General features: G+C 60.6%; 17 protein-coding genes and 1 tRNA gene. 11 read left to right on the forward strand and 7 right to left on the reverse strand.

Going from position 1 to position 19,499, the window contains the following annotated elements; genetic code table 11:
* Positions 1-2 precede the first annotated feature (2 nt).
* Positions 3-1,079, reverse strand: coding sequence for a site-specific integrase (locus tag FJ967_RS15495; protein WP_140732694.1), 1,077 nt, complete (start codon positions 1,077-1,079; stop codon positions 3-5).
* Between the two features lie 241 nt (positions 1,080-1,320).
* Positions 1,321-2,490: a porin gene (locus tag FJ967_RS15500; protein ID WP_140732695.1), complete on the reverse strand. Its 1,170-nt coding sequence runs from the start codon at positions 2,488-2,490 to the stop codon at positions 1,321-1,323.
* Between the two features lie 452 nt (positions 2,491-2,942).
* Here FJ967_RS15500 and FJ967_RS15505 point away from each other — a divergent pair.
* The 3 genes from FJ967_RS15505 to FJ967_RS15515 all read left to right on the forward strand — a co-directional run bounded on the left by FJ967_RS15505 (position 2,943) and on the right by FJ967_RS15515 (position 4,659).
* Positions 2,943-3,033, forward strand: a tRNA-Ser gene (locus tag FJ967_RS15505).
* Positions 3,034-3,125: 92 nt separating this feature from the next.
* Entirely contained in the window at positions 3,126-3,401 is a 276-nt protein-coding gene (locus FJ967_RS15510) for a GIY-YIG nuclease family protein (RefSeq protein ID WP_140732696.1), read from the forward strand.
* Between the two features lie 73 nt (positions 3,402-3,474).
* Positions 3,475-4,659, forward strand: coding sequence for a porin (locus tag FJ967_RS15515; protein WP_140732697.1), 1,185 nt, complete (start codon positions 3,475-3,477; stop codon positions 4,657-4,659).
* A 438-nt stretch (positions 4,660-5,097) separates the two neighbouring features.
* Here the strand turns inward: FJ967_RS15515 and FJ967_RS15520 are convergent, their stop codons facing one another.
* Both FJ967_RS15520 and FJ967_RS15525 read right to left on the reverse strand, forming a co-directional pair.
* A complete protein-coding gene (locus tag FJ967_RS15520) occupies positions 5,098-6,777 on the reverse strand; it encodes a sulfotransferase (protein WP_140732698.1) in 1,680 nt (559 codons plus the stop codon).
* A gap of 177 nt (positions 6,778-6,954) precedes the next feature.
* Positions 6,955-8,634, reverse strand: coding sequence for a sulfotransferase (locus FJ967_RS15525; protein WP_140732699.1), 1,680 nt, complete (start codon positions 8,632-8,634; stop codon positions 6,955-6,957).
* A gap of 119 nt (positions 8,635-8,753) precedes the next feature.
* Here FJ967_RS15525 and FJ967_RS15530 point away from each other — a divergent pair, with 119 nt between their 5' ends.
* Positions 8,754-9,866, forward strand: coding sequence for a pyridoxal phosphate-dependent aminotransferase (locus tag FJ967_RS15530; RefSeq protein WP_140732700.1), 1,113 nt, complete (start codon positions 8,754-8,756; stop codon positions 9,864-9,866).
* Here FJ967_RS15530 and FJ967_RS15535 read toward each other — a convergent pair.
* Positions 9,863-10,315, reverse strand: a complete 453-nt coding sequence (locus FJ967_RS15535; protein ID WP_246675277.1) for a MarR family transcriptional regulator — start codon at positions 10,313-10,315, stop codon at positions 9,863-9,865. The genes FJ967_RS15530 and FJ967_RS15535 overlap by 4 nt on opposite strands.
* A 249-nt stretch (positions 10,316-10,564) precedes the next feature.
* Between FJ967_RS15535 and FJ967_RS15540 the strand changes: the two genes are divergently transcribed.
* The 5 genes from FJ967_RS15540 to FJ967_RS15560 all read left to right on the forward strand — a co-directional run bounded on the left by FJ967_RS15540 (position 10,565) and on the right by FJ967_RS15560 (position 14,968).
* Complete coding sequence (locus FJ967_RS15540; RefSeq protein WP_140732702.1) at positions 10,565-10,849, forward strand: acylphosphatase; 285 nt, start codon at positions 10,565-10,567, stop codon at positions 10,847-10,849.
* Between the two features lie 80 nt (positions 10,850-10,929).
* Positions 10,930-11,577: a TetR/AcrR family transcriptional regulator gene (locus tag FJ967_RS15545; RefSeq protein WP_140732703.1), complete on the forward strand. Its 648-nt coding sequence runs from the start codon at positions 10,930-10,932 to the stop codon at positions 11,575-11,577.
* Positions 11,578-11,665: 88 nt separating this feature from the next.
* Positions 11,666-12,829 (forward strand): isovaleryl-CoA dehydrogenase, encoded by a 1,164-nt coding sequence (locus tag FJ967_RS15550; protein WP_140732704.1) that lies wholly within the window; start codon positions 11,666-11,668, stop codon positions 12,827-12,829.
* Between the two features lies 1 nt (position 12,830).
* A complete protein-coding gene (locus FJ967_RS15555) occupies positions 12,831-14,438 on the forward strand; it encodes a carboxyl transferase domain-containing protein (RefSeq protein WP_140732705.1) in 1,608 nt (535 codons plus the stop codon).
* 2 nt (positions 14,439-14,440) lie between these two features.
* Entirely contained in the window at positions 14,441-14,968 is a 528-nt protein-coding gene (locus FJ967_RS15560; RefSeq protein WP_140732706.1) for an O-acetyl-ADP-ribose deacetylase, read from the forward strand.
* A gap of 284 nt (positions 14,969-15,252) precedes the next feature.
* Here the strand turns inward: FJ967_RS15560 and FJ967_RS34090 are convergent, their stop codons facing one another.
* Positions 15,253-15,555: a hypothetical protein gene (locus FJ967_RS34090; protein WP_348643101.1), complete on the reverse strand. Its 303-nt coding sequence runs from the start codon at positions 15,553-15,555 to the stop codon at positions 15,253-15,255.
* Between FJ967_RS34090 and FJ967_RS15570 the strand changes: the two genes are divergently transcribed.
* Complete coding sequence (locus FJ967_RS15570; RefSeq protein ID WP_140732857.1) at positions 15,554-15,874, forward strand: hypothetical protein; 321 nt, start codon at positions 15,554-15,556, stop codon at positions 15,872-15,874. The genes FJ967_RS34090 and FJ967_RS15570 overlap by 2 nt on opposite strands.
* A 49-nt stretch (positions 15,875-15,923) precedes the next feature.
* Positions 15,924-17,906 carry an acetyl/propionyl/methylcrotonyl-CoA carboxylase subunit alpha gene (locus FJ967_RS15575; protein WP_140732708.1) on the forward strand — a complete coding sequence of 661 codons (1,983 nt, stop codon included), beginning with the start codon at positions 15,924-15,926 and terminating at the stop codon, positions 17,904-17,906.
* 200 nt (positions 17,907-18,106) lie between these two features.
* Here the strand turns inward: FJ967_RS15575 and FJ967_RS15580 are convergent, their stop codons facing one another.
* A complete protein-coding gene (locus FJ967_RS15580; protein ID WP_140732709.1) occupies positions 18,107-19,228 on the reverse strand; it encodes a branched-chain amino acid ABC transporter substrate-binding protein in 1,122 nt (373 codons plus the stop codon).
* Positions 19,229-19,499 lie beyond the last annotated feature (271 nt).

A 19,499-nucleotide genomic window follows, 5' to 3' on the forward strand; every position in this document is an offset into this window, starting at 1 on the left:
GCCTACTTGGCTTTGGAGTTTTTCCGAGGCGCTTTCGGCGCCATCTTCTCCGCATCGGCCTTTTTCCGCACTGCCTTCCCGGGGGAAGGCGTGGTCACGGGAGAGGAGAATACGGAGCCTTCGGCGTCGCCAACCGGCTGCTCGCCGCGCGGTTTTTCCAGAACGACCACGCAGCCATCAAGGTCATTGGTTGCCAGATGTGCGTAGCGCATCGTCATCGACAGGGTCTGGTGACCTAGCCACATCTGCACGCGCCTGATGTCGATGCCGCCCTGGACGAGGCGCGAAGCGCAGGTGTGGCGCAGGATGTGCGGGACGACCTGGTCGTCGGCGCCGAGCCCAACTTCAGCCTTCGCGTCGTTCCAGATGGCACGGTACTGGGCCTGACTGAATGTCGTGAACGGTCCCTTCGGCCGGCGCCCTTCGCTCGGAGGCAGTTTGATAACCTCCTTGACGCGCTCGGTCATCGGAATCGTACGGCTGCGGCCGGACTTGGTGATCCAGAAGGAGACGCGATGTTCCTGGATGTCGTTCCAGATCAGCCCGAGCGCTTCGCCGAGGCGGCATCCGGTGTCGACCAGGAAAACGGAAAGCCTGTAGGCATCCTCGCTGCGGGCCCTGATGGCGGCGAACAGCCTGGCCTCTTCGTCCCGCTCGAGGAAACGAATCCGTCCCGCCCGCTCCTTCTGGCGGCGGAACTCGGGCAGGCTGTGGATATCTCCCATCTTGTAAGCCTTGCGCAGCAGTTTGCTGAGGGCAGCCATCTTTCGATTGATGGTTGCGTTGCTGTTGCCGCGCTGGCGCAAGGTGGCGATAAGGTTGTCGAGGGTACTCTGGTCAAAGGCGCTGAAACGCTCCCCGAGGAGAATCTCATCTATCTCGCCGATAAAGGAGCTGACATTGTATTTATGCCGCCCGTCATCCCACAATATGTCACGGTAAGCTGAAAAAAGCTCTCCGACCCGATACGATTTTACTTCTCTAATCTTGTTGTAGGTGTACTTGATCTTCGCATTTTGAGAAGAAAATATCGAAAACTGATCAGAGGGATTGCCCTCTTGGATCGCTTCGTTGGCCATCGTTCATCACACCCCCTAGTGGATAGATCAGCCCTATCCGCTCGGAAGCGTCCTTTCAAGAGACTAAATCACATAGTTGTGATCTCATCCGCCCATCGCGGATCCCACAAAATCACCCCTACGGATCCATTCAGCTGCCGATATCCCCCTCTTCCTTCGTTTGCGTTGACCCAGTCACGAAACAAAAACAGCCCGGGCGTTTGAGCGCCCGGGCTGGATTTCACCTGTAAGGAACCAGCCCTTAGAAGGAGCGCTGGAAGCGGACGATACCGCCGATGTTGCTTTCCTTTTCAGGATGGCCCCACGGATTGCCGTAGGAAGGAATGTCACCCACGTTCTGGTAGTCAACTTCAGCAGTGACGTTGAAGCCAGGAACGACGTCGTAGGAGATGTTCGCGGCGATGCCGAGATTCTTCCATTCGTCATACGAGACCTGAGCGTTGAACGAGGTCTTCTCGTTGAACTTGTAGGTGCCACCGCCCCACACAGCCCAGTTTCCGCCCCAGACCTTGTACATGCCGCGGCCGAAAGCATCGACGACGTTGTTTGCGTTGTCGTTGAGGTTTCCATCAGTGCCGTAGCCGCCCATGATGAACAGCGACAATTCGTTGGAGACATTGACGTCCAAGCGAACCTTGCCTGCGACTTCTTCGTAATTGCTGTCGTAAGCGACAACGCCGGTGATCGCACCCCAGCCCTGCGTCCACTTCACGCCACCAACGACGTGCGGAACATAGCTGTCGATCGTACCGACATTGCCGTAGCCTTCTTCGAGCGAAACCACGGCCGAGAAGCCGTTGCCACCGTCGAAATAGTACTGGACGACGTTGGTGTCGAAGCCGCCGTAGGGAACGATCGTGTCTTGGATGACGTTGCCGGCGTAGCCGATGAACGTATCGAAGGCCGATTCGTCTTTACCGACGCGGAGACCACCGAGCTGGATCCAGGCGAAGTTCAGCGAGATGCCCGAATTCGCGGCGCCGGCGTTGTAGGTCGAGGTGTAGCTATTGTAGCTGGCGCGACCGCTGTTGCGGGTGTTGCCGAAGTTGAAGCGAGTTTCGGTGTAGGTCTTCAAGGTGCCGAGTTCGGTTTCCTGGCCGGTCCAGGTCTTCAACGTGAAGCGGGCGTTCTTCTTCCAGGTGCCCTGGTCCTTGCCGTTCTGAACGTCGGTAGCACGAGCGCCGTCGAACGTGCCGATATCGCCAGCGCCGATGTCGTAACGGACATAGCCGCCGATGCGCAGGCAGGTCTCGGTGCCGGGGATGTAGAAGTAGCCAGCGCCGTAGACGTCGCAGATCTTGACGTATTCAGCGGGCTCCGGCTCGGCGACGACGACGGCGTCGGCGGCGCGCGCACCGGAAACTGCGATCAGGGCCGCAGCGGAGCCGAGAAGAAGGCTCTTGATGTTCATTTTCTGACCTCCAGTCAAAAGTTAAAAAACGGGTCTGGGTATTCTTTGCTGAAGGACAGCGTTCCCTGCCCCATCCCCACTACCGAAAAAGATGCGCACCGCGCCGCTTCCTCGAAACCGACATTACCCATGAGCCGGCGGCGTTCAACAACGATCGTACCGGCGAAACGGCTGTTCGGCTGCTATCCCCCAGCGTTGTTGCACAAATGACACGATTTGGCCTCACTCAGAAAGCTCTCGTTAACCATCAGGCCCGCCGCAGCCCGCTATTCCAGGCCGAATCCGGCGATCGGCCGACGGAATCATGGCGAGGCTTCGAGTCGTCAACCAGGGAATTGCCTGGGAAATGCCACAGCGCGGCCAGCCGCGCCCTCAGGCGATCGGATTTTTCCATATATAATGGCGCCAGCTTGTTGATTGTGCCGGCGCTTTTCTTTATCCAGCGGCGCAACGGAGAGGTGGCCGAGTGGTCGAAGGCGCTCCCCTGCTAAGGGAGTAGAGGTCAAAAGCTTCTCGTGGGTTCGAATCCCATCCTCTCCGCCACCCTACGCCCTGCGGGCTTCGGGTGGCAGGCCACCCGGAACCGCATTGGGCGTAGGGTGTCGCCCGAAGCTACGAAGTAGCGTAGGGGGACCATGTGGTACGTTTATTTCCTGCAGCTCGATAATGGTGACGTCTATGTCGGGTCGACAAACGACCTTCGACGCCGGTTCGAATCGCATCAATCAGGCTGCGTAACTTCGACCAAGGCTCACCTGCCTGTTGTCTTGAAGACGTATATCGCGGTCGAAACCGAGGCCAATGCACGGCAACTCGAGCGGTATTTCAAGACCGGATCCGGCAAGGCGTTCGCAAGCAAGCGTTTTTTCGCGGACAGCGCCCGCTCACGACCTTTAGAGCTATCCAATTGAAATTAAGGTGAAAATTTCGATTTAGGCCGCCTTTCACCGACCTCCGCTCTCGATTCTGACTGGAGGTCAGAAAATGAACATCAAGAGCCTTCTTCTCGGCTCCGCTGCGGCCCTGATCGCAGTTTCCGGTGCGCGCGCCGCCGACGCCGTCGTCGTCGCCGAGCCGGAGCCCGCTGAATACGTCAAGATCTGCGACGTCTACGGCGCTGGCTACTTCTACATCCCCGGCACCGAGACCTGCCTGCGCATCGGCGGCTATGTCCGTTACGACATCGGCGCCGGCGATGTCGGCACGTTCACCGGCGCACGCGCCAACGACGTCGTCGACGGCAAGAACCAGGGCACTTATTACAAAGACGCCCGCTTCACGCTGAAGACCTGGACCGGCCAGGAAACCGAACTCGGCACCTTGAAGACCTACACCGAGACCCGCTTGAACTTCCAGAATGGTCCGTACGACAACGGCCAGGATAACGACGCGCACAACAACATCGACCAGCACTTCGCCTGGATCCAACTTGGCGGCCTGCGTGTCGGTGAGGACGAGTCGGCATTCGACACGTTCGTCGGCTACGCCGGCAACGTCATCAACGACACCATCGTTCCCTACGGCGGGTTCAAGACCGGTGTCGTGCAGTACTACTTCGACGCTGGCAACGGCTTCTCGGCCATGGCCTCTCTCGAAGAAGGTTCGGGCGGCGGTGCACAATACGCCAATCACTCGGGCAGCTATGGTTATGGCAAAGGCACGGTCGACAGCTATGTTCCCCATGTCGTCGGCGGCCTGAAGTACACGCAGGGCTGGGGCGATATCGTCGGTGTCGTGGCCTATGACAGCAATTACGAATACGTCTCGGGCAAGGTTCGCGTGGACGTGAACGTCTCCAACGAACTGTCGCTGTTCGGCATGTTCGGTTATGCCAGCGAAGGCAAGCTGAACGATTTTGGAAACTTCCCGGCAAACGGTCGCGGCTTCTACAAGCCGTGGGGCGGCAACTGGGGCTTCTGGGCCGGCGGCACCTACAAGTTCAACGAGAAGACTTCGTTCAACCTCCAGGTGTCGGGTGATCAGTGGAAAGACTACGGTCTCGCGGCCAACATCGCCTACACCGTCGTTCCCGGCTTTACGATCACGCCGGAAGTCGACTACCAGCACGTCGGCTCGGGCGCTCTTGACGCCGGCAATGTCTGGGCTGGCGCCGAGAACGGAAAGAAGAACGTTGTCGGCGGCATCATCCGCTTCCAGCGCGATTTCTAAGACCAGATATTTTCTGGGGAGACAGGAGAACCCGGCGGGCAACCGCCGGGTTTTTCTTTTGTTCCGATGCGTACCCGCTGTTCCAGCATTGCCGCACCTTGGGCGACATGTATCGGCAACAGCGGGAGCTTTTTGCACCGTGCCGTATTTGACAGCCGCGATCGCGATACCCTTGCCGGTTCGAGGCCATGCCGTCAGCCACGGTTCGTTTCGACGAAGCGCATTGACATGGCATCGGCAACTCGCCCAAGCGCGACCCACTCTGGACAGCGCTCGCGACCTCTGAGATTCGATCTCGCACCAACAGCATGTCGCGGCGAACAGGATTCGCCCGACCTACCATAAGCCCCTGATCTTATGCATGTCGCCCGGAACCGAAGACACTCCCGGGCGACATGCGCTAGCTCGCCGGTATGCTTTGGCCTAGCAAACTATCGCTCAAACGTCAGCGAGGTCGCCCAACGCTTCAATCAAAGGCTGGATTTCACTTTCGTAATTCTTCCAGCGCTTGACGGACGATTTGTAGATCGGCTGACGAACCTGCCAGCGGCTGGGCGTGGTAACAGCCCCTTCCCTGTCGAAGAAGCGAAGGCATGCATCATCCCAGGGAAGGCCAAGATAATCGATGAGTCGGCGCGACTGCGCCTCTTGATCCTCTACCAGCGTTTCATAGCGATTTTCAAAGATACGGCCGGGGAAAACCTCGTTCCAGTGACGCATCAAGCGGTCATATTCCCGGTAGTAGAGGCCAAGTGCCCGTAGGTTCGTGTTGTAGCTGTGCGCTGAGCTGAAGGGCAGGACAAAGCAGGACACGCAATTGTCGATGGCATCGCGGCGGCAATGAATGATGCGGGCATTGGGAAAGAGCAGGGTGAGGAGGCCGATCAATTCGAAATTGTGGGGCATTTTATCGATGATTCGCTGCGCGGTCGGAGCGCGTTCCCGCAGATAGGAAAGATGTTCTTCGGCCAGAGTCTTGGACAAGCCTTGGGTGATCGTGGCAACCGGCTTGCCGAGATCGGAAGCCGAGGTTTTCAGACCGATCGCGTTCGCTACCCGCCACAGCTTGCTGAGCTCTCCAGCGCCATGAACGTCGGGATGACTGGCGCATATTTGTTCGGTCAGTGTCGTCCCCGAACGCGGCATCCCGACAACGAAGACCGGCGCTTGCGAAGGGTTCCCGTAGCTGGACCTTTCGGCGAACAGATCCGGCGTGAAGGTCTCGATGGTCAGATCCACGAAACGACGATACTGATTGATGTCGAACTTGTAGCCAGCGGCCTGTTTCGCCTCGTTGAAATGGTGAAACGCCTCTGCGTAGCGCTTGAGGTCGTTCAGCACCTTGCCGGCAGCATAATGCAGGCTCTGCACAGCCTCCGATTTAAGCCCTGGGCTGTCGAGCTCGCGCAGGATCGATTGAAGCTCCACGGGCTCTTCGGTAAACTTGCGACTTTGCACAAGGTCGTAATAAGCCGCCCCGACGTCGACGCGGTGTTCAATCGACTCTTTAAGATAGACGCCGGCCTCCTCCATGCGTCCAAGGCCGGTGAGCGCCGCCGCCATTCCGATCCGCGCTTTGGGGTGATCGCGGTTAATTTTCAGCGCCTTTTCGTAAAGCGGCAAGGCCAGATCGGGTTTGTCGAACTGGGTATAAACGCGCCCCAGCGCACATAGGGCCTCGATCAAGCCGGGCTGCAATTCCAGTGCGTAGAGGATGTGTTTGATCGCGGCTGAAAATTCGCTCAGCCTGTCATAGGCTTCACCGAGGCTAAGGTGATAATAGGGGTTTCTGGGCTCTTCGCCGACCGCGCGCGCGAAATAACGCAAGGACGCCTCGTCATCGTAGCCCAGACAGACGGTGCCCATGATGTAGAGCGCCAGCGGATGGTTTGGCGTGCGCTCCAGAACCTGAAGGCACAGATCCTGAGCCTCACCGAGCCGCTTGGCCTGTTGATGTTCATAGGCTTGCTTCAGCAACAAGCTGTCAGCCTGTGCGCGTGCAAACGAACTTGATTTTGGTAGCCCTGGCTGCGCCAAAGCTGGCCGTGGCAATCCAGATTTAGACTTAGCGGTGGATTTGAGGTGCTTGGACCAGGCAGGCGGCAGTCGATTATTCATCATTCCTATTTAGCAAAAAAGGCCAGTCGAATCCAGAACATCTGACCATATCGAAGGCTCACAGCGAAAGGCCCATGTGCTGGCCGCAGGCCTTTGCCAGCGCGAGGGTGGTCATCAGACTAGACGCCGCAGCCTGTGCCGCGCCTTTCAATTCCGACCTGCAAGCTACCGTAATGATCAGGTGTCCGCTAAGTCGCCCAGCGCGTCAATCAGTGGCTGGATCTCGCTTTCGTAATTCTTCCAGCGCTTGACGGAAGATTTGTAGATTGGCTGGCGAACTTGCCAGCGGCTGGGTGTGTTGACCGAACTGTCTCTGTCGAAAAAGCGCAAGCAGACGTCGTCCCACGGCAATCCGAGATACTCTATAAGGCGGCGTGACTGCGCCTCCTGATCTTCAACCAAAGTCTCGTATCGGTTCTCGAATATAAGTCCTGGAAAGACCTTATTCCAATGTTGCATCAAACGATCATACTCGCGATAATAAAGCCCGAGCGTTTTTAAATCGCAATTGTAACCATGCGCTTCACTAAACTTTAGAACAAAGCAAGATACGCAATTGTCGATAGCATCACGACGGCAATGGATGACGCGTGCATTAGGAAAGAGAAGGCCGATAAGCCCGATCAATTGAAAATTGTGCGGCATCTTGTCTACGATGCGTAGTGCGGTAGGCGCCCGCTCTTTCAGATATGATAGGTGTTCCTGGGCCAGCATCGTGGAGAGATCTCTGGTGATCGACATCACCGACTGGCCTAAATCTTCTGCAGATGATGTTCTAAGCTCAAGCGCATTCGCGACCCGCCTTAGCTTGCTCAGTTCCCCGGCACCATGAACGTCGGGATGGCTAGCACAAATCTGCTCCGTCAGCGTCGTTCCCGAGCGAGGCATGCCGACCACGAACACAGGAACTTCAGATGGATTTCCGTATTCAGCCCTGGCAGCCAGCATCTCAGGTGTGAAAGTCTCGATCATCGAATCGACCCAGCGACGATAAAAATCGATGTCGAACGTGTACCCGGAAGCCTGTTTCGCCTTCCTGAAATGGTGGAACGCTTCCTCATAGCGCTTGAGGTCGTTAAGGACCTTGCCGGCTGCATAGTGAAGCTTTTCCGCACCGCTCGAATCAAGGCTTGGATTGCGGAGTTCATCAAGGATGGGTTGGAGTTCCGCAGGCTCCTCCGTGAACTTTTTCGTCTGTACGAGATCATTGTAGGCAACCGGAAGCGACACACGTCGTTCGATTGCCTCTCTCAGGTGAACGGCTGCATCGTCCATTCGCCCTAGGCTGGTAAGCGCGCCGGCCAGTCCCACTCGAACCTTGGGATGATCCCGGTTAAGCTTCAATGCCTTTTCGAAAAGAGGCAAAGCCATTTCAGGCTGGTCAAACTCGTTGTAGGCTCGACCTAACGCACAAAGTGCCTCGACAAGATCCGGCTGCAGTTTCAAAGCATGTTCCATATGCTTGATCGCCGGCGAAAACTCACTTAGCTTAAGATAGGTCTCAGCAAGGCTCAGGTGATAATAAGGATTGTTAGGCTCCTCACCGACCGCACGAGCGAAGTATCGCAATGCCTTTTCATCATCATAGCCCAAGTATATAGTCGCCAGGATATACAGAGCAAGTGGATGATTTGGAGTATGGGCCAGAACTCGAAAGCACAAATCTTGCGCCTCATCGAGCTTTTTTTCCTGTCCGTGCTGATACGCCTGTTTCAGTAGATCGTCGTCGCTCTGAGCACGAGACTGAGGACTTCCCCTTAAGATATTCGCTTGCGGCAGATTTGGCTGCTTCTTCAGATTCGGCGCAGGGCCGAGCTTGAGATGCTTAGACCAGGCAGGGGGTAAACGATTGTTCATGATGCCTCGCTACCAAAAAGACGCTATGGAATCCAGTGCCGTGGTTGCGGACAGCGGTGAGCTTGCACGCATCGACCCGGCACGCTAGCAAGAAGCCCCTTTCCAAGCGAGCTTCCACCATGCCTCAGCGCCCTGCCCTCTCACCCATTATCGCAGCGCTTCCCTCGACAGTGCCGTTTGTGGGTCCGGAAGCACAGGAGCGCGAGCGCGGGCGAGCTTTTCGTGCCCGCATCGGTGCCAATGAAAGCAGCTTTGGTCCCTCGCCGCGCGTCATTGCTCGCATGGAGAGCGTCGCGCGCGACCAGTGGATGTATTGCGACCCCGACAATTATGAGCTGAAGGTCGCGGCCGCCGCGCATCACGATGTGGCGGTCGAGAACGTCGTTGTCGGCGAAGGCATCGATGGCCTGCTCAGCCTGGTGGCGCGCATGTATGTTGCGCCTGGCGATGCGGTGGTCACCTCGCTCGGCGCCTATCCGACGTTCAACTTCCACATAGCCGGCGTCGGCGGGAGGCTGGTGACCGTGCCTTACGAGAACGATCGCGAAAGCCTGGAGGGTCTGCTGGCGGCCGTCATCAAGGAGAAGGCGCCGCTGGTCTACCTGTCCAATCCGGACAATCCGATGGGCAGCTGGTGGGAGGCGAACGAAGTCATCCGCTTCATGGAGGCCTTGCCGGAAACCACCATGCTGGTGCTCGACGAGGCCTATGGCGAATTGGGGCCAGCCTCGGCCCTGCCGCCGATCGATGTCGCGCGGCCGAACGTCATCCGCATGCGCACGTTCTCAAAAGCCTACGGGCTGGCCGGCATACGCTGCGGCTATGCGATTGCCGAGGACCAGGTGATCCGCGACTTCGAGAAGATCCGCAACCATTACGGCGTCAGCCGCATGGCGCAGATCGCCGGCGTCGAGGCGCTCGCCGATCAGGCCTATCTCGAGACGGTAGTGGCCCGGGTGGCCGCCGGACGCCGGCGCATCTCTGCTATCGCCGAACAAAACGGGTTGAAGCCGCTGGCCTCCGCGACCAACTTCGTCACCATCGATTGCGGCCGCGACGGTGCTTTTGCGCTGAAGGTGCTGCAGGGGCTGTTATCGCGCGACGTCTTCATCCGCAAGCCGATGGCGCCAAAACTAGACCGTTGCATCCGCATCAGCGTCGGCCTCGACCACGAACTGGATATCCTGGCCGAGGAGTTGCCCGGCGCATTGGCGTCGGCGCGCGGGAACTAGCGCATTTCGCCACGTTCAGAGGCCATCGCGGCGGCGAGCAGATCGCCGATGCGCGTCAGCACATGCGACAACTCCGCCGCATCGCTGTCATTCAGGCCCGCGGTCAGGCGGGCGAGATCACGATCCGCGGCGGCTTGAAGTGCGGCAAGCGCGGCCTGGCCGCGCGCGGTGAGCGAAAGAACGCGCAGAAGCGCGGAGCCGGATTTCATTTCAATCAGCCCGGCGGCAGAGAATTTGCGAAGGATTCTCGTAACGTAGGCAGGATCCACCTGAAGGTCCCGGGCGATTGCCGAAGCCACCGGTTCGAGATCGAGCCGAAGCGCCCGCGCCAGAAAGCCTGCCTTGCCGCCGCGATCGATGGCACCCTCGCGAGGGCGTTGGCCGAGTTCGAACAGCATCCGCGCCTCGGTCAGAGTATAGGCGCTGTGCATCAACGTCTCGTCGAGCAACCCTATCAATCCGGTGTAGACCCGGTTGAAGCGGCGGACGTCTCCGACCAAGGCATTCCGATCGTGCATGCCGGGCGCCTCCCCTGAGTTTCCAGACTTTTGGATAGTTGCAAATAAATTGACTTAGTCAACTATTTGCACGATCAAGTCAACTGTTTCGCATAATCCCGGGAAGCTTGCATCGGATCGCACTTCAGGCCGCTTGCCTTCGTTCGGCACTGCGCCAGACTCTTTGCAAGGGAGTGAGCCATGAATGACCGGAAAAGGGCAGTGGAGGCGCGCATATACGGCAAGGTCCAAGGTGTCGGCTACAGGCTCTGGGTGCGAGGCGAAGCGACAAGGCTGAGGCTGCTGGGCTGGGTGCGCAACGAGAGGGACGGCTCGGTAACTGCATGGCTTACCGGTGCCGACCCGGCCGTCGCGGCCATGATCGAGCGGCTTCGGCAAGGCCCGTCAGGCGCTTCTGTCTCGCGGATCGACGTGGAGGAACTGGAGAGATGGACCGCGCCCGGAGATTTCAGGATCATTGGATAGACGGCCCCTGCCATCCATTTTGGCCGCCCCTCTTGAATTAATTGAACGTTCGTTTTATTACTGCCTTCAACGAGGCGATGATGGCGCGCACCACAGGATCAGACGGCGGTCGAACCGAAGCGGCAGTCCGCGAAGCCGCGGTCAACCTGATCGCGCGTTACGGCTATGAGGCGATGTCGATGCGCCAACTGGCCGCCGAGGTCGGCGTGCAGGCAGCCGCGCTCTACCGCTATTTCCCGACCAAGGAAGATCTGCTGTTCACGCTGATGCGCGAACATATGCAAGGGCTTCACGAAGCCTGGGAGCACTCCAGGCCGGGTGACGCGGATCCGGCGCGGCAGCTTGCCGCCTATGTGCGCAACCACATAGCCTTTCATATCGGGCGCCGCCACGCCACGCATGTGTCGAACATGGAGTTGCGCAGCCTGTCGCCTGACAGGCTGACACAGATCCTGCGCCTGCGCACGGCCTACGAAAAGGAGCTGCGTTCCATCCTGCGCGACGGCGCGGAGGCGGGCATTTTCAACATCGAGGACACCGGCCTGACCGCCATGGCGCTGATCCAGATGATGACCGGCGTCATCGTCTGGTTCCGGCCGGGCGAGCGGCTCTCGATCACTGAAGTCACCACGACATATCTTTCGATGACAATGCGCCTGGTCGGCGCGAAGATCGACAGCATTACTACAGGGCCGCGCGTCACGTCGGACGCGCAATGGACGTTGTAGCACCAGAATTTCGCGCATGATCCTTTCCGAAAATCGAAGTCGATTTTCGGAGTCATGCCGAGGCGGAACGGGCGGCAGGAGGAACGGCATGTACACCAACACGCTCAGCTTCGGGCATGACGAGGATGTCGAGGCGCTGCGCGACATGGTGCGGCGCTTCGCGCAGGAGAGAATTGCGCCGGTCGCCGCCGAGATCGACCGTGAGAACGAATTCCCGGCGCATCTGTGGCGCGAGCTCGGCGCGCTCGGCCTGCTCGGCATAACCGCCGATCCCGACTTCGGCGGCAGCGGCATGGGCTACCTCGCCCATGTCATCGCGGTCGAGGAGATTTCGCGGGCCTCGGCGTCGGTCGGCCTCTCCTATGGCGCCCACTCCAATCTCTGCGTCAACCAGATCAACCGCTGGGCAACGCCGGCGCAGAAGGAGAAATACCTGCCGCCGCTGTGCTCGGGGGAGCATGTCGGGGCGCTTGCCATGTCGGAGCCGGGCGCCGGCTCCGACGTCGTCTCGCTCAAGCTGCGCGCCGAAAAGCGCAACGACCGCTACGTGCTCAACGGCACCAAGATGTGGATCACCAACGGCCCGGATGCCGAAACGCTGGTCGTCTACGCAAAGACCGATCCGGAGCGCAAATCGCGCGGCATCACCGCCTTCATCGTCGAGAAGGCTTTTGCCGGGTTCTCGGTGGCGCAGAAACTCGACAAGCTCGGCATGCGTGGCTCCAGCACCGGCGAACTGGTGTTCGAAAACGTCGAGGTGCCGTTCGACAACGTGCTGCATGAGGAAGGGCGCGGCGTCGAGGTGCTGATGTCGGGCCTCGACTATGAGCGTACCGTGCTCGCCGGCGGGCCGATCGGCCTGATGGCGGCCTGCCTCGACGTCGCCATCCCCTATGTGCACGAGCGCAAGCAGTTCGGTCAGCCGATCGGCGAGTTCCAGCTGGTGCAAGGCAAGCTGGCCGACATGTACACGGTGATGAATGCCGCGCGCGCCTATGTCTACGCCGTCGCCGCCGCCTGCGACCGCGGCCAGACCACCCGCAAGGATGCCGCGGGCTGCGTGCTGTTTGCCGCGGAAAAGGCGACGCAGATGGCGCTCGACGCCATCCAGTTGCTTGGCGGCAATGGCTATATCAACGATTATCCGACCGGCCGGCTCTTGCGCGATGCCAAGCTCTACGAGATCGGCGCCGGCACCAGCGAAATCCGCCGCTGGCTGATCGGCCGCGAGATCATGGCGGAGGGGGTGTAGCATGGCTGTTCTGCAAACCCAGATCTCCCCCTCCTCCGAAACCTTCAGCGCCAATGCCGAGCGCATGCGGTCGCTGGTCGTCGACATCGCGGAGAAGGCGGCGATTGTCGAGCGCGGCGGTTCGGACGAAGCGCGCGAACGCCATGTCGGCCGCGGCAAGCTGTTGCCGCGCGAGCGTCTGGCGCAATTGCTCGACACCGGCTCACCCTTCCTTGAAATCGGCCAGTTCGCGGCCTGGTCGATGTATGGCGAGGAGATCGCGTCCGCCGGACTGATCGCCGGCGTCGGCCGCGTCGAAGGCACCGAGGTCATGGTCGTCGTCAACGACGCCACGGTGAAGGGCGGCACCTACTATCCGCTGACGGTGAAGAAGCATTTGCGCGCGCAGGAGATCGCCCTGCAGAACAACCTGCCTTGCGTCTATCTGGTCGACAGCGGTGGCGCCAATCTGCCCAACCAGGATGAGGTGTTCCCTGATCGCGAGCATTTCGGCCGCATCTTCTACAACCAGGCCAACATGTCGGCCGCCGGCATCCCACAGATCGCCTGCGTCATGGGCTCCTGCACGGCGGGTGGGGCCTATGTGCCGGCCATGTCGGACGAGACGATCATGGTGCGCAACCAGGCGACCATCTTTCTGGGCGGGCCGCCGCTGGTTAAGGCGGCCACCGGCGAGGACGTCAGCGCCGAGGATCTGGGTGGCGCGGATGTTCACACCAGGTTCTCCGGCGTCGCCGATCACTATGCGCTGGACGACGAGCACGCGCTGGCGATTTGCCGGCGCATCATCAAGAACCTGAATCGGAACAAGGCTGTAAGCCTGAGCTTACAGAAATCGATTCCGCCGCTTCATCCCGCGGATGAACTCTACGGCATCGTGCCGACCGATCTGCGCCAGCCCTATGACGTGCGCGAGGTCATCGCGCGCATCGTCGACGGCTCCGAATTCGACGAGTTCAAGCAGAATTACGGCACCACGCTGATCACCGGCTTTGCCCATCTCCACGGCATGCCGGTCGGCATCATCGCCAACAATGGCGTTCTGTTTTCCGAAAGTGCGCTGAAGGGCGCGCATTTCATCGAACTGTGCTGCCAGCGCAAAATCCCGCTGGTTTTCCTGCAGAACATCACCGGCTTCATGGTCGGCCGGAAATACGAGGCCGGCGGCATCGCCAAGGACGGCGCCAAGCTGGTGATGGCGGTCGCCACCGCCAGGGTGCCGAAGGTGACCGTCATCATCGGCGGTTCGTTCGGCGCCGGCAATTACGGCATGTGCGGCCGCGCCTACTCGCCACGCTTCCTGTGGATGTGGCCGAACGCGCGCATCTCGGTGATGGGCGGCGAGCAGGCGGCAACGGTGCTGGCCATGGTCAAGCGCGAAGGCATCGAGCGCAAGGGCGGCGAATGGAGCGCCGAGGAGGAAGCAAAATTCAAGAAGCCGATCCTGATGAAATACGAGCATGAGGGGCACCCGCTCTATTCGTCAGCGCGCCTGTGGGACGACGGTATCATTGATCCGGCGAAGACACGAGACGTGTTGGCGCTCAGCCTGTCCGCGGCACTCAATGCCGAAATCGAAGACACGCGCTTTGGCGTGTTCAGGATGTGACGATGAACGATCGTCCACGCATCGAGGTTCACACCGGCGACATCACCAAACTGGCGGTCGATGCCATCGTCAATGCCGCCAACACCTCGCTGCTCGGTGGCGGTGGGGTCGATGGCGCCATCCATCGCGCGGCGGGCCGCGAGCTTGAATTCGAATGCCGGATGCTGAACGGCTGCAAGGTCGGCGACGCCAAGATCACCAAGGGCTACAAACTGCCGGCTCGACATATCATCCACACGGTCGGGCCAGTCTGGCAGGGCGGAGGCAAAGGCGAAGCCGAGTTGCTGGCGTCCTGCTATCGCAGGTCGCTGGAACTCGCGGCCGCCCATCATTGCCGTTCGGTGGCGTTCCCCGCAATCTCGACCGGCGTTTATCGCTACCCGAAACAGGCGGCGGCTGAAATCGCCGTTGGCACGGTCGACAGGTTCGTCGAAGAGAAAGCAACACCGGAGACCATCATTTTCTGCTGCTTCGATGAGCAAATGGCGGAACTATACCGATGCGCCATTGCTGCCCTGCGAAAAGGCTGAACTGTATGGACCAACGGATTCATCAGCATAGGCAAGCTCGAATCCCCGCCGACGAACTGGCGGCCAGGCAAAATATTCGCTACTGCTTGTCCTGCACAGTGCAATGGGGACAGGGTGGAGATGAAGCTGAAATATTTTCGGGGTATGGTTGCCTCGATACTTGCAATCCTACTAATATTTGCAACGAGTGCCGCCAGCCCGGCCGGATCGCTGGCCGGCAGCAGGGGCGACGTGAGTTACCCAATAAACATTCCCGTGGGGACCACCGGGGGCTGCGGCAAGATCTATGCGGCGTATATTGCAGCTTCGGGCCATTCGGCCTTCGCGGCGACGCCAATCGTTCCGGCGAGCGAGTACTTCGTTTGTGGTGTGAAGCTGAATGCACCGTCACAGAAGGCGGCCGAGGAACTGGCGCTGAAATCCTGCCAGGCCAGCAAGAGCAAATACAAGGTTACCGTCGCCGGCAACTGCAGTCTCGCAGCATCCAAATAGGCCGAAAGGCGAGCGGTTTTTACCGTTGGGGGAAGCAGAATGAAATCCACGAATTCCAGGCGGCCAGCCATCGCGATACTGGCCGGGTTGTTCATGATTATCTCGTCCGGCACCGGCGTCGCCGGGTCGCTGGCGGGAAGCGAGGGAGACAAGCGGTTTCCGCCGGCGTTGGCCAGAGATGCCAAGTCGCCGTGCAACAAGGCCTACAAGGCCTATGTCGCGGCCGGCGGCCATTCGGCCTACGCCACCACGCCGTATACCAGGGTGATGTCCCTTTACATCCTATGCGGCTCAAGCCTGAACGCCCCGTCGCAGAAGGCCGCCGAAGCGGCTGCGATGAAATCTTGCGTGGCCACACGTGCGCACTACAAGGTGACGAACGGCGGCGCCTGCGAGATCGCCGCTTCGAAATAGGCGGGCGCCTGCCAATATGGCGCCGCCCGAGACTGACCCGGGAGGCTCCATGTTCAGCAAGATCCTGATCGCCAATCGGGGCGAGATCGCATGCCGTGTCATGCGCACGGCCCGAAAGCTCGGCGTGCACACCGTCGCCGTCTATTCGGACGCCGACGCGAAATCCCTGCATGTCGAGATGGCCGACGAGGCTGTTCATATCGGCCCCTCGCCGGTCGGCGAGAGTTATCTGCGTGGCGACAAGATCGTCGCCGCGGCGCTTGCGACCGGGGCGCAGGCGATCCATCCCGGCTACGGCTTCCTGTCGGAAAATCCCGATTTCGTCGATCAGGTGGTCGCGGCCGGTCTCGTTTTCATCGGCCCGTCGGCGGCCTCGATCCGCGCCATGGGCCTGAAGGACGCCGCCAAGCGGTTGATGGAGAAAGCCGGTGTGCCGGTGGTGCCGGGTTATCACGGCGAGGCGCAGGAGATCGTGCTGCTTGCCTCCAAGGCGCGCGAGATCGGCTATCCCGTGCTGATCAAGGCGCGCGCCGGCGGCGGCGGCAAGGGTATGCGCCGCGTCGAGCATCCCGACGAGTTTTCCGAAGCGCTGTCCAGCGCGCGGCGCGAAGCAAAGGCCGCGTTCGGCGACGACCGCGTGCTGGTCGAAAAATATGTCGACAAGCCGCGGCATATCGAAGTGCAGGTGTTCGGCGACAATTTCGGCAATGCCGTGCATCTCTACGAACGCGACTGCTCGGCGCAACGCCGCCACCAGAAGGTGATCGAGGAGGCGCCCGCCCCCGGTATGACGCCGGCCTTGCGCAAGGCCATGACGGAAGCGGCGGTGAAGGCCGCCAAGGCAATCGACTATTCCGGCGCCGGCACCATCGAGTTCATCGTCGATGCCTCGCAAGGGCTGAAGGCCGACCGGTTCTGGTTCATGGAGATGAATACCCGCCTGCAGGTCGAGCATCCGGTCACCGAAATGGTCACCGGCACCGACCTCGTCGAGTGGCAGTTGCGGGTCGCCAGTGGTGAAAAACTGCCGAAGACACAAAGCGAGATCACGCTTTCGGGCCATGCCTTCGAGGCGCGCATCTATGCCGAGGATGCGGCCAAGGGCTTTCTGCCGGCAACGGGCACGCTGCATCATCTCAAATTCCCCGACACGGCGCCGCAAGAGGCTCAGATGCGCGTCGAGACCGGCGTTCGGGCCGGCGATGCGATTTCGCCTTTCTATGATCCGATGATCGCCAAGCTGGTTGTGCACAGCAAGGACCGGGCCATGGCGCTCGGCGCGCTGCGCGATGCCCTCACCCGGACGGAAGTGGCCGGCTCGACCGTCAACACCGCCTTCCTTGCGGCGCTCGCGGCCGATGCCGATTTCGCGGCGGGCGACGTCGACACCGCTCTGATCGGCCGGCATCAGCAGGCGCTGACCGCCATTCCCGCACCGGGCGACGAGACCATCGCCGCCGCAGCGCTCGCCGCGACGGACGCCGGCGCGCCCGGTCCCGCCGCCGATCCATGGTCCGTGCTTTCAGGCTACGCGCATTTTCACACGCTTGCGCGCCGCATCCGACTGCGCCATGGCGAGGAGAACATCCTGGCCCGGGTTTCGGTACGGCCGGACGGCCGCTTCCAGGTGGCGCTGGAAGCGCCGCATGACGCGGTGAACACGCATGACCTGAGGACCATGCCGCATGCCGCCCGCTGGCCCGGCCATGTCACCGTCTTCGAGGGCGCGGTCGGCTACACCTTCACGGTTCCGGATCCGCTTGCCAGGGCCGACGAGGCGGGAGCCGCCGCAGGCAGCCTGCGCGCGCCGATGCCGGGGCTGGTCAAGCTGGTGCGCGCCGCGGCGGGCGATGCCGTGATCAAGGGCCAGCCGCTTCTGATCCTCGAGGCGATGAAGATGGAGCACACGATCGCCGCCCCGCATGACGGCGTGATCGCCGAGATCGCGGCCGAGGGCGCGCAGGTGAGCGACGGGACGGTTCTGGTGCGTTTCGTCGAGGAGCAGGACGCGTCAGCCGCCGCAAGCCGTTAGAGCATTTGACCGTTTCACACGGCGAAATGCTCTAACTCTTTGTTTTAACGCAATTCCCAAGGGGAAGCGCTACGCGCTTCTCCCGGGAAAACCGCTCACACTTTTCCTGGAATTGCTCTAGCCGAAACCCATGGCGGTCGACAAAGAGAAATGGCCGGGACGAACCCGGCCATTCCCTTGGATCGTCCGATGGTCAGCGATTACTGCGCGATCGGCGCGTATTTGCCGTCATGCCACTGGTTGATGTCGTAGCTGGCATTCTTGAGGTCGCCCTTCTCGTCGAAGGTGACGTCGCCGACGACGGTGCTGAACGGCGTGCCGTTCTTCAACGCCTCGGCCACCTTGGCCGGATCGTCGCTGCCTGCGCGCTTGACGCCCTCTGCGACAGCCTGGACCACGGCATAGGAGAACAGCGTGAAGCCTTCAGGCACGAAACCGCCGGCCTTGATCTTCTCCACGGCCGCCTTGGCTTCCGGCTTTGCCTGCGGATCGGACGGGAACACGAACATGGTGCCCTCGCCGGCGGGACCCGCGACCTGCCAGAATTCCGGCGAGGCGATCGAATCCGGCATGATCAGCTGGAACTTGAAGTTCTGCTCGGCCGACTGACGCAGGATGAGGCCTGCTTCAGGGTGGTAGCCGCCGAAATAGACGACGTCGGCCTTGAGATCCTTGAGCTTGGTGACGAGCGCCGAATAGTCCTTCTCGCCGGGGTTGATGGCGTCATAGTAGACTTCCTTGAGGCCGCCGGTGTTCATGGTCGCGCGCACGGCATCGGCCACGCCCTGACCATAGGCGCTCTTGTCGTGCAGGATGACGACGTTCTTGCCGGCATATTTCTTGGCGATCCACGGGCCGATGAAAGCGCCCTGCGCGTCGTCACGCGTGTAGAGACGCATGATCGTCGGCCAGCCGGCCTTGGCCGCGGCGTCGGTCAGCACCGGGTTGGACGAAGCTGGGCTCATCATCAGCGCACCCGCTTCGGCATAGACGGCCGAAGCCGGAATGCTCGAACCCGAGCAAGCATGGCCGTCAATGAACTTGACGCCATTGGCGACGATGCGGTTGGCGACCGAGACGGCCTGCTTGGGGTCGCACTGGTCGTCCTCGATATCGAGCTTGATCATCGAGCCATTGACGCCGCCGGCCGCGTTGATGGCATCGGCGGCCGCCTGCGCGCCCTGCTTGAACTGATCACCGATGGTGGCGAGCTGTCCGGTCATCGGGCCGACCACCGAAATGGTGATGTCGTCGGCGAACGCGACCGGCGCGCTCATCATCAGGCCGAAAATGGCCGCGCTCAAAATACTCATTTTTTTCATGACGATAGAACTCCTCCACTCACGCGCGGCCGCCCCGGCCGCGCTTCTTCCAGAGAGGCGGGACAATTTCATCCTTCGCCGGGCCTGTCTAGGCGCATTGGCAGCGCTCGATTGGGCCTGCGAGCCTCCACCGACGCAAAAAGCCACGCCAGCCTTGTTTCGGCCGGTCGTGGCTTTTTGCCTGTCGGCTGTTTTCCCCAGCGCCCCCGCGCCACGAATCCCAACCTTGCCTTCCCTATCCCCCTGCTGACCATGATCCGCCGAAAATGGA

The sequence above is a fragment of the Mesorhizobium sp. B2-3-4 genome, from assembly GCF_006442315.1.
Classification (GTDB): domain Bacteria; phylum Pseudomonadota; class Alphaproteobacteria; order Rhizobiales; family Rhizobiaceae; genus Mesorhizobium.